General features: G+C 61.1%; 8 protein-coding genes. 1 reads left to right on the forward strand and 7 read right to left on the reverse strand.

Going from position 1 to position 14,656, the window contains the following annotated elements:
- Positions 1-96: 96 nt before the first annotated feature.
- The 7 genes from GIW48_RS21400 to tpx all read right to left on the reverse strand — a co-directional run bounded on the left by GIW48_RS21400 (position 97) and on the right by tpx (position 13,183).
- A complete protein-coding gene (locus GIW48_RS21400; RefSeq protein WP_017135063.1) occupies positions 97-843 on the reverse strand; it encodes an SDR family oxidoreductase in 747 nt (248 codons plus the stop codon).
- A 54-nt stretch (positions 844-897) separates the two neighbouring features.
- The gene (locus GIW48_RS21405) at positions 898-2,994 is read right to left on the reverse strand and encodes a putative bifunctional diguanylate cyclase/phosphodiesterase (protein ID WP_170038427.1); all 2,097 of its coding nucleotides are present in this window, start codon (positions 2,992-2,994) and stop codon (positions 898-900) included.
- 416 nt (positions 2,995-3,410) lie between these two features.
- Positions 3,411-4,823 (reverse strand): efflux transporter outer membrane subunit, encoded by a 1,413-nt coding sequence (locus tag GIW48_RS21410; RefSeq protein ID WP_050547726.1) that lies wholly within the window; start codon positions 4,821-4,823, stop codon positions 3,411-3,413.
- Between the two features lie 122 nt (positions 4,824-4,945).
- Positions 4,946-8,053, reverse strand: coding sequence for an efflux RND transporter permease subunit (locus GIW48_RS21415; RefSeq protein WP_236461587.1), 3,108 nt, complete (start codon positions 8,051-8,053; stop codon positions 4,946-4,948).
- Positions 8,050-11,151 (reverse strand): MdtB/MuxB family multidrug efflux RND transporter permease subunit, encoded by a 3,102-nt coding sequence (locus GIW48_RS21420; RefSeq protein WP_017135060.1) that lies wholly within the window; start codon positions 11,149-11,151, stop codon positions 8,050-8,052. Before GIW48_RS21420 ends, GIW48_RS21415 begins: the two co-directional genes overlap by 4 nt.
- The gene (locus GIW48_RS21425) at positions 11,148-12,452 is read right to left on the reverse strand and encodes an MdtA/MuxA family multidrug efflux RND transporter periplasmic adaptor subunit (protein ID WP_138450584.1); all 1,305 of its coding nucleotides are present in this window, start codon (positions 12,450-12,452) and stop codon (positions 11,148-11,150) included. Before GIW48_RS21425 ends, GIW48_RS21420 begins: the two co-directional genes overlap by 4 nt.
- A gap of 230 nt (positions 12,453-12,682) precedes the next feature.
- On the reverse strand, positions 12,683-13,183 hold the full coding sequence (gene tpx, locus GIW48_RS21430) for a thiol peroxidase (RefSeq protein ID WP_236461583.1): 501 nt from the start codon (positions 13,181-13,183) through the stop codon (positions 12,683-12,685).
- Positions 13,184-13,341: 158 nt separating this feature from the next.
- On the opposite strand from tpx, the gene GIW48_RS21435 reads away from it, so the two are divergent.
- Positions 13,342-14,631: a glycosyltransferase gene (locus GIW48_RS21435; protein WP_236447121.1), complete on the forward strand. Its 1,290-nt coding sequence runs from the start codon at positions 13,342-13,344 to the stop codon at positions 14,629-14,631.
- The last annotated feature ends 25 nt before the right edge of the window (positions 14,632-14,656 follow it).

Here is a 14,656-nt window from a genome sequence, read left to right on the forward strand (position 1 = left end):
GACGCCATCGCGGGCAAGCCCGGCTCCCACAGTGAAATGCGTTCCACTGTGGGAGCCGGGCTTGCCCGCGATGGCGCCTTGACTGGCGCTAAAGACTCAACGGCCACCGCCCAAATCCAGAAAAGTGCCAGTGGTATACGAAGCCTTGTCCGACAACAACCAGATAATCGCCTCCGCCACTTCATCCGGGCGCCCGCCACGGGCCATGGGGATGCCGGACTCCAGCTTGCTGACTCGGTCCGGGTCGCCGCTCAGGGCATGGAAGTCGGTAAAGATGTAGCCAGGGCGCACCGCGTTGACACGGATCCCTTCACCCGCCACCTCTTTGGACAGGCCGATGGTGAAGGTGTCCAGCGCGCCCTTGGACGCGGCATAGTCGACATATTCGCCCGGCGAACCCAGGCGCGCGGCTACCGACGACACGTTGACGATGCTGCCGCCCTGCCCGCCATGCCTGGGCGACATGCGCAGCACCGCTTGCTTGGCACACAGGATCGGCCCCAGCACATTGGTCTTCATGATTTTGAGGATGCGGAACTCGGACATTTCATCGACCCGCGACTTATGCCCCACGGTGCCGGCGTTGTTGACCAGGGCCGTCACGCGCCCAAGCTCGGCATCAACACGATTGAACAATGCGATCACTTCATCCTCGATGCTGACATCGGCCCGCACCGCAATGGCCTGTGCACCCAAGGCGCGCACCTGGTCCAGTACACGCTGGGCCGCTGCCTCATCAGACTGGTAGTTGATGCAAATGCGGTAGCCCTGGCGTGCAGCCAGCAAGGCCGTCTCAGCGCCGATACCACGGCTGCCTCCAGTGATAATGACGACTTTGTCCATGCGTGCGGTCTCCTGAATAAACCAACGGTTTAAGGTTGGATCCAAGAATACCCGTCATCCATGGCTTTTGTCAGGCGCCAAGGCGTCTTCGGCGCGCTGGATATCGGCCATGAACCCCTCGGCCGGCAATGGGTGGCCCAGCAAGTAGCCTTGCAGCGCGTTGCACCCCAGCCGGGTGAGGAAACTTTGCTGCACATCGGTCTCCACGCCTTCGGCGACAATGCGCAGCCCTAGCGCCTGGCCGAGGGCGACAATGGCCGAGACGATGGCGGCGTCGTCGCTGTCGTGTTCAAGGTCGCGCACAAACCCGCGGTCGATCTTCAGCTCGTTGGCGGGCAACCGTTTGAGGTACATCAGGCTCGAATAACCGGTGCCGAAGTCGTCTATGGACAGGTCCACGCCCATGTCCGACAGTTGCTGCAGCACCGTCATGCTCGCATCGGCATCGCTCATGGCAGTGGTTTCGGTGATTTCCAGGGTCAGGCTGTTGGCCGGCAAGCGGTGACGCTCCAGCGCCTGCGCGACACTTTTAACCAACCCTGCATGGCAGAACTGCAACGCCGACAGGTTGACTGCAATGCGCCAGTCTTCATAACCCTGCGCGTACCAGACAGCCATCTGGCGGCAAGCCTCGTTGAGCACCCACTCGCCGATGGGAATAATCAACCCGGTTTTTTCCGCCAGCTCGATGAACATCGCCGGCAACAACAGCCCCTGTTGCGGGTGCTCCCAACGCAACAAAGCTTCGGCGCCGACCGCAATACCGCTGAGCGCGTCGAACTTGGGCTGGTAGTACAGGCGGAACTGTTGGTGCTCAACGGCGTTGCGCAGGTCCTGCAACAACTGCAGCTGTTTGCGCGCATTGGTGTTCATCGACACATCAAAGAAGCTGTAACCGTTCTTGCCCATGCCCTTGGCGTGGTACATGGCGGCATCAGCGTTCATCAGCAGTTCCTGAGGGTTAACGCCGTTACCGGGGAACATGGCAATGCCGATGCTCGCGGAGATCTTCAGTTCATGCTCGGCTACCTTGAACGTACGGTTGATCAAGCCAACCTGGCGCTCGGCCAAGCCCATGGCGTCGTCCGGCTGGGTCAACTGCACCAGCAGCACAAACTCATCGCCACCGATGCGCGCCAGGGTGTCCTGGCTGCGCAGGTCCTCACGCAGACGCAAACCCACCTCGCGCAGTAATTGGTCACCCATGTGGTGGCCAAATGCATCATTGACCGGCTTGAAACCGTCCAGGTCGATAAACATCAACGCAAAACAACCACCCTGCTCCCTGACCGCCTGTATGGCTTGTTGAATGCGGTCGGCGAGCAAGGTGCGATTAGGCAGCCCGGTGAGCATGTCATGCAGGGCCAGATGGGTGAGTTCCTGGTTGGCCAGGGTCAGTGAGTCTGCGAGCACGGCGGTGCGGGCTTCAAGCCGGGCGTCGAGCAATGAGGTCAATAACGCGATGATCAAGACCGCCAGCGAAGTGACCAGCACCAGGTTATCCAGGCCCTTGCCACTCAGGCCCGTCAGCGCGGCGCCGCAGAAACTGTTGTCATCAAAACGCGCGGCAGCCATGCCGGTGTAGTGCATACCGACGATCGCAATGCCCATCACCACCGCGGCGCCCCCCCGCGCCAGGCGTACGTAAGGCGTGTTGCGCCGCAAGTTGAAAGCGATCCACAAGGCCGCGCCGGACGCCAGCACGGCGATCAACAATGAGGCGCCAAACAGGGCGGGGTCGTAATCGATGCCCGGGGTCATGCGCATCGCGGCCATGCCGGTGTAGTGCATGCAGGCAATACCAGCCCCCATCACCAACGCGCCAAATGCCAACTGCCAAGCCGGCAGACGTGGCTGGCTGACCAGCCACAGTGCAAAGCCACTGGATAACACGGCGATCAATAACGACAGCGCGGTGATACCCAGGTCAAACCCGAGGGCAAAGGGCAGGCGCAACGCCAGCATGCCGATAAAGTGCATGGACCAAACGCCCACGCCCATGGCCAATGCCCCGCCGGTCATCCACATGTACGCTGCGCGGCCCCTGGCGGTCGCAATACGGCCGGCCAAGTCCAGCGCGGTATAGGACGCCAGGATCGCGACGCACAGGGAGATGACGACCAGAGAGGGGGAATAACTACCGATCAGCATGGGACTTCTCAAGACTGACGGGCCTGAAAACGCCCGTGCCAAGTGGCAAAGCCGGCGATTGTAGCGAGAATAATTATTGTCGGTTTGATTAATTATCACGGGGCCATTAGTGGCATTTTGACGCCAATCTACTGACCTTGAAATGCCACCTGCTTCAGCCCGCTGAGCAGGATCATCTGCTTGAAAATCAGGCCGTGGGCGATTGAACAGGCGCGGGCGGATTTTGATCAGCAATGTGCCGAGGAGTAACAAGTGCGGGCTGTTGTGGCGAGGGTGCTTGCTCCCGCTCGGGTACGCAGCGCCCGCAAGTGTTATGGGGCTGTTGCGCAGCCCAGCGGGAGCAAGCTCCCTCGCCACAGTGACAGTGCCCAGCCTTGATTGGGGTGGTGTTTGAGTTGTTTTGAAAAGCTACCCAGTCACTGCTTCTCAGCCAAAGACGTCTGCCCGTCCCAGCCGCCACCCAACGCCGCAATCAACTGCACACTTGCCACCAACCGCGTCTGCAACAGGGTCAAGACCGTGCGCTCATTGCTCAACGCAGTGGCCTGCACCGTCACCACATCCAGGTAGGCGATCAACCCGGCCTTGTACTGATTCTGCGTCAAGCGCAGGGACTCACGCGCGGCCTCCAGGGCTTCATTGCTGACCACCGCCTCATCTTCCAGCACCTTCAACTGCACCATATAGTTTTCCACTTCGCGGAAACCATCCAGTACGGTCTGGCGGTACTTGGCCACCGTCTCGTCATAAGACGCCACACTACGATCGACCTCAGCCGAACGCTGCCCACCGTCAAACAAGGTCATCGCAAGCTTGGGCCCCACCGACCAGAACCGGTTCGGCAAACTGATCCAATCAGCATAGGTGCTGCTGGAATACCCGCCCGCCAGGCTCAAGGTCAGGTCCGGGTAATAAGCCGCCTTGGCCACACCGATATTCGCGTTGGCCGCAATCACTGAGCGCTCCGCCGACGCAATGTCCGGGCGCCGCTCAAGCAATTGCGATGGCACACTCAGCGGAATCTGCGGCAAGGCAGGTATGTCTTTGCTCACCGCCAGATTGAAGTTGGCCGGCGCTTCGCCGATCAACACTGCGATGGCGTTTTCCAACTGCGCACGCTGCCAGATCAAGTCGATCAAACTGGCCTGGGTCGTCTTCAGTTGGGTCTGTGCCTGAGCAATCGCGGCTTTGTCGGAAACCCCCGCCCGGTACTGGTTTTCAGTCATCTTCAGGGAGCGCTGATAAGTCTCCAGCGTGGCCTGCAGCAAACGTGTCTGCTCGTCCATCACGCGCAGTTGCAGATAGTCCTGCACCAACTCCGACTGCTGGCTCAAACGCATCGCCGCCAGATCCGCGGAACTGGCCTCAGCCGTCGCCTCATTCGCTTCAAGACCACGGCGCAACTTGCCCCACACATCGGCCTCCCAACTCACGCCCAACTGGGTATTGAGCGTGTCACGAATACCACTGCTGGAACTGCTGAGGCTGGCGTTACTGCTGCCGGTGCCCTGACTGGCACGGGTTTTCCCGGCACTGAAGTCCACCGTTGGGAAAAACGCCCCGCGTGCGCTGCGCACCTGGGCCTGGGCCTGGCGGAAGCGCGCTTCGGCCTGGGCCACGGTCTGGTTGGAGTTATTGAGGCGCGTGACCAGCTCGTTAAGTTGACGGTCACCGTACAACTCCCACCAGGCGCCACGGGCCAGGGAATCGCTTGGGTTGGCCTGGCGCCAGCCCTGGGCTTCCTTGAACTGCGCGGGTTCGACCACCTCCGGGCGCTTGTAATCCGGGCCGATGGCGCAGGCACTGAGCAAGGCGCCGCATAACAGCATCGTTACCCCCTTGACACCCTTGCCGATACGTGTGGCGTGGCGAGGTCGACTGTCTGGGGCCGCTGCGCAGCCCAGCGGGAGCAAGCTCCCTCGCCACAGTGTCTGGGCATTCGTTGAATCGGTCATAGCGCAGTATCCAAGGCAGCATCGGTACGCACGCCACGCCAGGCGTTGAAGCGATGGCGCGCGCGGTCAAGATAAAGGTAAACCACCGGAGTGGTGTAAAGGGTCAGGATCTGGCTGAACACCAGCCCACCGATAATGGTCAGGCCCAGCGGCTGGCGCATTTCGGCGCCATCGCCGGAACCGAGCAGCAACGGCAAGGCGCCGAGGATCGCGGCGAGCGTGGTCATCAAAATCGGCCGCAGGCGCAACAGGCAGGCACTACGGATCGACTCCAACGGGCTCATGCCATCGTGGCGCTCCAGCTGCAGCGCCAGGTCGATCATCAGGATCGCATTCTTCTTCACCACGCCGATCAGCAGGAACAGACCGAGCAGGGATATCAGGCTGAATTCACCGCCCAGCAGGTAGATCGACAGCAGTGCGCCGACACCGGCCGACGGCAAGGTCGACAGGATGGTCAGCGGGTGAATATAGCTTTCATACAGAATGCCCAACACCAGGTACACCGCCACCAGCGCGCCAAGAATCATGAACGGCTGGCCCTTCTGGGTCGCCGCAAACGCATCGGCGGTGCCGGCCATCTTGGCGATCACGTCTTCGGGCAAACCGACCTTGGCAATCGCCCGCTCGATAGCGGCCGTGCCCTGCTCCACCGTTACGCCGGGCGACATGTCGAAGGCAATATTTTCCGAGGCGAACTGGCCTTCATGGCTGACACGGTCGTCGGCCAGGCTGTTTTCGTAATGGGCAATGGTTGACAACGGCACCCGCGCGCCCGTGGAGGTGATCACCTGCATCTGGTTCAGGGTGATCGGGTCCTGGGCGTATTTCGGGTTGACCTCCATCACCACCTGATACTGGTTGAGGCTGTCGTAGATAGTAGAAATCTGCCGCTGACTGTAGGCGTTGTTCAACACCGAGGTGACCATGCTCATGTCGATGCCCAGGCGCTTGGCCTGGTCGCGGTCGACCACCAGCGTCACCTGCGCCGCACCGCGACCTTCGCGGGCGTCGATGGCGGTCAGCTCCGGTAGCTCGCGCATGGCAGCGACCACTTTCGGGTACCACAAGCGCAACGCAGCCAGGTCGCCGCTTTGCAGGATGTAGGAGTATTGAGCGCTGGTCTGGTCACGGCTGCCACCAAATTGCAGGTCCTGGTCGGCCATCAGGAACAGCCGTCCGCCCGGCACCAGCGGCACTTCCTTGCGCAGACGCTCGATCACTGCCTGGGCCGAGAGCTTGCGTTCGGCAATCGGCTTGAGGCGCACCAGCATCACCGCATTGTTAGTGCCATTGTTGCCACCGATAAAGCCGGCCACACTGAGCACCGCCGGGTCTTTGAGGACCGCCTTGCGGAAGGTTTCCATTTTTGGCTGCATCACATTGAACGACAGCCCATCATCGCCGCGCACAAAACCGATCAACTGCCCGGTGTCCTGCTGCGGCATGAAGGTTTTCGGCACCACCACGTACAGCGCGATGTTCACGCCCACGGTGATCAACAGGCTCAGCAGGGTCAGGCGGCGATGGCGCAGCACCCAGTCCAGGCCGGTGGCGTAGGCTGCAACCATGCGGTCGTTGACCTTCTGGCTCCAGCGCTGCAAACCGGTCATGTGCCCTTTGACGTGCGGTTTGAGCCAGCGCGCGCAGAGCATCGGGGTCAAGGTCAGCGAGACGATCAGCGACACTATGATCGCCGCCGACAAGGTGATGGAAAACTCACGGAACAGGTTGGTGACGATGCCGCCCATAAACAGGATGGACAGGAACACCGCCACCAGCGACACGTTCATCGACAGCAAGGTAAAGCCCACTTCCTGGGCGCCCAGGTACGCCGCCTTCATCGGCGGCACGCCGTCGTCGATATGCCGGGAAATGTTTTCCAGCACCACGATGGCGTCGTCCACCACCAGGCCGGTGGCCAGGATCAACGCCATCAGCGAAAAATTGTTCAACGAAAAACCAAACAGGTACATCACCGCAAAGGTGCCGACCAGCGACACCGGCACCGCCAGGGTCGGGATCAACGAAGCGCGGAAGTTACCCAGGAACAGGTACACCACCAGCACCACCAGGGCCACGGCAATCAGCAGGGTCATCTCGGCTTCATGCAGGGTCGCGGTGATCACCGGCGAACGGTCCATGGCCAGGTTGAGCTTGACGCTGGACGGCAGCACCGCCTGCAACGCCGGCAACTGGGCCTTGATCTGCCGGACGGTCTCGATGATGTTGGCGCCGGACTGGCGGTTGATGACCAGCAGCACCGCCGAATCATTGTTGAAGAAGCCGCTGTTGTAGCGGTCTTCCACGCCATCGCTGATCTTGGCGACATCACCCAGGCGCAAGGCCGCGCCGTTCTGGTAGCGGATCAGCAGCGGCTCGTAGTCCTTGGCCTTTTCCAGCTGGTCATTGGCCTGGATCTGCCAGTTACGCTCACTGTCTTCCAGGGAACCCTTGGGCCGCCGCTGGTTGGCATTGGCGATGGTGTTGCGCACATCGTCCAGGGCCACGCCGTACTGGTCCAGGGCCTTGGGTTCCAGCTCGATGCGCACCGCCGGCAGGGAACTGCCGCCGATCTGCACTTCGCCTACCCCCGGCACCTGGGACAGGCTTTGCGAAAGAATGGTGGAGGCCAGGTCGTACAGTTCGCCCTTTTGCAACACGTCGGAGGTCAGTGACAACACCATGATCGGTGCCTGGGACGGGTTGATCTTCTTGTAGGTCGGCATGCTGCGCATGCCACTGGGCAGCAGGTTGCGCGATGCATTGATGGCCGCCTGCACTTCCCGCGCCGCACCGTTGATATCACGGTCGGAGTCGAATGCCAGAATCACCCGCGTAGAGCCCTGGCTCGACGAACTGCTCATGGTGGTGATGCCGGCAATCGCGCCGAATGAGCGTTCCAGCGGCGTCGCAACGGTAGACGCCATGACCTCGGGGCTGGCGCCGGGCAAACTGGCCGACACCACGATCACCGGGAAGTCGATCTGCGGCAACGGCGACACCGGCAGCAAGTTGAAGCTCACGCCACCGAGCAACATAATCGCCAGGCTCAGCAGCATGGTGGCTACCGGCCGGCGAATGAAAGGTCCGGACAGGTTCATGACTCAGCCGGCTCCAGGCTTTGTGGCTCTTTGCGCCAGCGACGGCCCAGGCGGTCGAAATACAGGTAGATCACCGGCGTAGTGAACAGCGTCAGCACCTGGCTCACCAGCAGGCCGCCGACCATCACCAGGCCCAGCGGTTGGCGCAACTCCGCGCCGGAACCCGTGGCCAGCATCAATGGCACCGCACCAAACAAGGCGGCCAGGGTGGTCATCAAAATCGGCCGAAAACGCAGCAACGCCGCCTGATAAATTGCCGTTTGCGGGTCCAGACCCTGGTTGCGTTCGGCGTCGAGGGCAAAGTCGATCATCATGATCGCGTTCTTTTTGACGATACCGATCAGCAGGATAATGCCGATGATCGCGATCATGCCCAGGTCATTGCCACTGAGCAGCAACGCGAGCAAGGCGCCGACTGCGGCGGATGGCAACGTGGAGAGAATCGTGATCGGGTGAATGTAACTCTCATACAACACGCCGAGCACGATGTACATGGTCACCACCGCCGCCAGGATCAGCAGCAAAGTGCTCGACAGCGAGGCTTCGAACGCCTGGGCCGCGCCCTGGAACTGGGTCTGCACGCCCACCGGCATGCCGATGTCCTTCTGGGTCTGGTTGATCAGCTCCACGCCTTTGCCCAGCGCGACGCCAGGGGCCAGGTTGAACGACATCATCACCGCCGGAAACTGGCCGATATGCGCGATTGCCAGTTGCGCCTGACGCTGTTCCACATGCGCCAGGCTCGACAACCGCACCTGGCCGCCGTCGGTGGTTTTCACATGGATCTGGTTGAGCGCTGCAGGCCCCAGGGTTTCACCAGACTGGGCCTGCAATACCACACGGTACTGGCTGGCCTGGGTGTAGATGGTGGAAATCTGCCGCTGGCCGAAGGCGTCATAGAGTGCGTCGGTGATGGTTGACACACTCACGCCCAGCCGCGAGGCGGCGTCACGGTCGATCACCAGGAACACTTGCAGGCCCTTGTCCTGCAGGTCGCTGGCCACATCGGTGAGTTCCGGCAACTGGCGCAAGGCGTGCACCAGCTTGTCGCTCCACAGCGCCAGCAGGTCGGCGTCCGGCGAGGACATGCTGAACTGGTACTGGGTGCGGCTCACGCGGTCTTCAATGGTCAGGTCCTGCACCGGCTGCATGAACAGGCGAATGCCCACCAGCTTGTCGATCTGCGGTTGCAGGCGCGTGATGACCTGGGCCGCGCTCACGTCGCGCAGGCCGTGGGCCTTGAGGTTGATCAGCAAACGGCCGCTATTGAGAGTGGCGTTATCACCATCCACACCGATATAGGACGACAGGCTTTCAACCGATGGGTCGGCCAGGATCACCTTGGCCAATTCCTGCTGGCGCTGGCTCATGGCGGCAAACGAAATCGACTGCGGTGCTTCCGATATGCCCTGGATCACCCCGGTATCCTGTACCGGGAAAAAGCCCTTGGGCACCACCAGGTACAGCACCACGGTTAGGCCCAAGGTGGCGATGGCCACCAGCAGGGTCAGCGGCTGGTGCTTGAGCACCCACTGCAATTTGCGCCCGTAGGCTTCGATCAACCAATCGATCCAGGCGCCGCTGGCCTTGTAGAAACGACCTTGTTCTTCTTCCTTGGGTTCGCGCTTGAGCAAGCGCGCGCACATCATCGGCGTCAGGGTCAGGGACACCACCAGGGAAATCAGGATCGCCACCGCCAGGGTGATGGCAAATTCGCGGAACAGCCGCCCGACCACATCGGCCATGAACAGCAGCGGAATGAGTACCGCGATCAGCGACAGGGTCAGGGAAATCAGGGTGAACCCGATTTGCTTGGCGCCCTTGAGCGCCGCCGCCATGGGCGTCTCGCCTTCCTCGATGTAGCGCGAGATGTTCTCCAGCATCACGATGGCATCGTCCACCACAAACCCGGTGGCGATGGTCAGGGCCATCAGCGTCAGGTTGTTGATGGAGAAGCCTGCCAGGTACATCACGCCAAAGGTGCCCACCAGCGACAGCGGCACGGCGATCGACGGAATGATCGTGGCACTGACCCGGCGCAGGAACAGGAACGTCACCATCACCACCAGGGCAATGGCGATCAGCAATTCGTGCTGTACGTCTTTCACCGAGGCCCGAATGGTCTGGGTACGGTCGGTAAGCACCGTCACATCCAGGCCCGCCGGCAGGTTATCGGTGATGCTCGGCAGCAGCGCCTTGATGCGGTCCACCACCTCGATCACGTTGGCGCCGGGTTGGCGCTGGATGTTGAGCAGCACGGCCTGGTTTTCATTGGCCCAGGCAGCGAGGCGCTCGTTTTCGGCGCCGTCGACGATCTGTGCCACGTCTTTGAGGCGCAGCGGCGCGCCATTGTTGTAGGCCAATATGAGTTCGGCGTATTGCTCGGGCGAGACCAACTGGTCGTTGGCATCGAGCATCGATACCCGTGTGGGGCCGTCAAAGTTACCCTTGGGCTGGTTGACGTTGGAGGCGGCGATCAGGGTGCGCACGTCCGACAGGTTCAAGCCGTTGGCCGCCAGGGCCTCGGGGTTGACCTTGATACGCACGGCCTGGCGCTGGCCACCGGCGATGCTGACCATGCCGACGCCGCTGATCTGGGCAATTTTTTGCGCCATACGCGTGTCAACCAAGTCGTTGAGCTTGGGCAGCAACATGGTCTTGGAGGTAATTGCCAGGGTCAGCACCGGGGTATCTGCCGGGTTGACCTTGTTGTACACCGGCGGCGCCGGCAAATCCTTGGGCAACAGGTTGGTCGCGGCGTTGATTGCGGCCTGCACCTGTTGCTCGGCGACATCCATGTTGATGTCGAGGTTAAAGCGCAGGGTCAGCACCGAGGCGCCGCCCGAACTGGTCGACGCCATCTGTGTGAGGCCGGGCATTTGCCCGAACTGACGCTCCAGCGGCGCAGTCACTGCGCTGGTCATCACGTCCGGGCTGGCGCCGGGGTACAGGGTCATCACCCGGATGGTCGGGTAGTCCACCTGGGGCAAGGCCGAGACCGGCAACAAACGGTAAGAAATAATGCCGGCCAGAACAATGGCCAGCATGCTCAGCGTGGTGGCAACCGGGCGAAGGATAAACAGTCGCGACAGGTTCATGAACCGACCTTTTGCGCCTTGCCGGCGTTAGCGCCGGTCTCCCCTTTCGCCGCAGGCTTGCCTTGCAGGTGTTCGGTCGGCGTGGTCGGCACTTCGCTGCTGTCGTTGACCACTTCAATGTCGCTGCCGTCCTTGAGGCGATCAGTGCCTTCCAGGACCACGCGGTCACCGGCCACCAGGCCTTCCTTGATGACGGTGTTATCGCCATCGGTATCACCGACCACCAACGGCTGCATCTTGACCTTTTTGTCACCGTCGAGCTTGTAGACGAAGGTGCCGCTGTTACCGAACTGGATCGCCGCGGACGGCGCCAGCACCACGTTGTGCAAGGTGTCGGCCAACAGGTGCACGTTAACGAACTGGTTGGGGAACAGCGCCTGGTCCTTGTTATCGAAACGGCCTTTGAATTTGAGTGTGCCGGTGGTCACGTCGATCTGGTTGTCCAGGCTCTGCAACACGCCGACCGCCTGCTGCTTCACGTCGCCACGGTCCCAGGCTTCAACGGGCAGCTTGTTGCCGGCGTGGTAACGGGTGAGTACGGTATCGAGGGTGTTTTCCGGCAGCGTGAAGACCACGCTGATCGGCTGGGTCTGGGTGATCACCGCCAGGAAGGTGGTGTCGTTGGCCGCCACCAGGTTACCGACGTCAACCTGACGCAGGCCGACGCGGCCGCTGATCGGCGCGCGGATCTTGGTGAATTCGAGGTTAAGCTTGGCGTCGTCTACCGCGCCCTGGTTGGTCTTGACCGTGCCTTGGTACTGCATGACCAGGGCTTCGGCGGTGTCCAGGGTCTGTTTGGCGATACTGTCCTGGGCATACAGGTCACGGTAACGTTGCACGTCAACCTGGGCGTTTTTCAGTTGGGCCTGGTTCTGCAAGAGCGTGCCTTGGGCCTGGAGCAAGGCGTTCTGGTAGCTACGCGGGTCGATCTCCGCGAGCAGGTCGCCTGCCTTGACCATCTGACCCTCTTCAAACGCGATCTTGACCAGCTCACCGCCCACCCGGCTGCGTACATTAATGGTGTTGAGCGCGGTCACCGTGCCCAAGGCCTTGTAGTACACCGGGAACTCGCCCAGTACCGCTGGCGCCACGCGCACCGGGATCGGGCCGGTGGAACCCCCGAAACCTGGGCGCGCCATCCCCGTCTTGCCGGTATGCCCGGCCGGTTTCTGCGCGCTGGCATCTGTATGGCCTGCGGGCCAGAATTTCCAGCACAGGCCGGCGATAACCAACAGCACGAGCAGGCCGAACAGCCAGCGGCGGGAATTGCGGGGGGAGGATTGCATGGAGTGATCAACCATTGGGCGCGAGAGCTTCTTCTTTGGGAGGCTGAAAGATAAGCACTGGGGCGCATTAAGAAAAGCGCCTTTACCGGCTATTTACCTTGGATTACAACTTTTAACTTCTGAGCTTAGTCCGTTGGCTATTTCGCTAAGCGTTTGAGCCGCAAATAAAAACGGCCTGGACTAGGCCAGGCCGCAATCTTGCATCAAGCGTGCTACTGCAAAATGACAGTAATGCGCCGAAACAGTTACTTCAAAACAGCCAGGGCTGCTTCGTAGTTTGGCTCTTGGCCGATTTCAGGCACCAGTTCGCTGTGCAGCACGTTGTTGTTTTCGTCCAGTATCACCACGGCACGGGCGGTCAGGCCTTGCAGCGGGCCATCGGCCAGGGATACGCCGTAGTCTACGGCGAAGTCGGCGTTGCGAAAGTCCGACAGGCTCAGCACGTTGTCCAGGCCTTCGGTGCCGCAGAAGCGCTTCTGGGCAAACGGCAGGTCAGAGGAGATGCACAGTACAACGGTGTTGCTCACGTCGTTGGCCTGGGCGTTGAATTTGCGTACCGAAGTGGCACAGGTCGGGGTGTCGACGCTTGGGAAGATGTTCAGCACTTTGCGCTTGCCGGCGAACGTTTCCAGGGTCGCCTCTGACAGGTCGACGGCGACAAGATTGAATTCTGGAGCGGTGGAACCGGTTTTCGGCAATTCGCCTTCAACCTGGACAGGGTTACCACGAAGGGTGACTTGAGCCATGAACGGAATCCTTATGCTGGGTTTTGGTTAAACGAATTCGAGAGGCCGAAGTTAACCACAAAGTGCAGTGACTACCTACCACCGGACACAAATTGTCATGCCCCGCAGGTGTGGTTTAATTGCGCGTTTTTTGCCCGCCCTTCAAGGATCTGCTTTAGATGAATCAGCCCGCCACCAAAGTCCTGGTCATAGGTTATGTCTGGCCGGAGCCCCGCTCCTCAGCCGCCGGCGGGCATATGATGCAGATTCTGCAGAGCTTCCTGGACCAGGGTTGGGACATTACCTTCAGCAGCCCGGCGACTATTGGTGAACACAAGGCCGACTTGCCTGCCCTGGGCATCGCCGAGTGCGCCATCGAGCTCAACAACAGCAGCTTCGACGATTTTATCCGCGCGTTAGCCCCGGATATCGTGTTGTTCGACCGTTTTATGATGGAAGAGCAGTTCGGCTGGCGTGTGGAGCAATGCTGCCCCGATGCCCTGCGCGTGCTTGAAACCTCCGATTTGCAAAGCCTGCGCGATGCGCGCCATCAGCGTTTCAAGGCCCACCTCAAGGCTCACCCCGACAGTGACGACTTCAGCGCACTGTTCAAGCCGGCCCTGCAGGAAGCGTTCCAGTGGATGGCCGACACCGACCTCGCCAAGCGCGAGATCGCCGCCATTTACCGCTGTGATATCAGCCTGATGATTTCCGATGTGGAAATCCGCCTGCTCACCGAACAATTCAAGGTGCCGGCCGCCCTGCTCCACTGGTGCCCATTGATGCTGGAACCACCGGTTGAAGCCTTTGCGCCGTTTGAAGACCGCGCGCACTTCCTGAGCATCGGCAATTTCCGCCACGCGCCCAATTGGGATGCGGTGCTGTGGATGAAGAGCAGTTTGTGGCCGTTGATCCGCCAGCAACTGCCGGGCGCACAGCTGCATATCTACGGTGCCTACACGCCCCCCAAGGCCACCGCCCTGCACAACCCGGTGCAGGGTTTTCACGTGATGAATTGGGCTGAAGATGCGCTGCAGGTCATGGCCGCGGCCCGTATCTGCCTGGCGCCACTGCGTTTCGGCGCCGGCATCAAGGGCAAACTGATGGATGCCATGCTCTGCGGCACGCCAAACATCACCACGCCGATTGGCGCCGAGGCCATGGGCGACGATCAGCCATGGCCCGGTACCATCGAGCAAAGTGCCGAGGCCCTGGCCGCTGCCGCCGTAGCGCTGTATCAAGACCGCGAGCGTTGGACACAGGCCCAGCAAGACGGCCGCCGATTGCTGGCTCGGCGCTACGACCAGAGCCTGCATGGCCCCGCCCTGGTGGCTTGCCTGGAACACTGCCGCAGCCGCCTCGCCGCCCATCGCCGGGACAACTTCACCGGCAGCATGCTGCGTCACCATGCGCATAAAAGTACCCAGTACATGTCGCAGTGGATCGAGGCAAAAAACCGCAGCGTATAAAGGATGACGCTAGCGAGGTTGCGCG

Origin of the sequence: Pseudomonas sp. PA-6-3C (assembly GCF_021605825.1) — a bacterium.
GTDB lineage: Bacteria > Pseudomonadota > Gammaproteobacteria > Pseudomonadales > Pseudomonadaceae > Aquipseudomonas > Aquipseudomonas edaphica.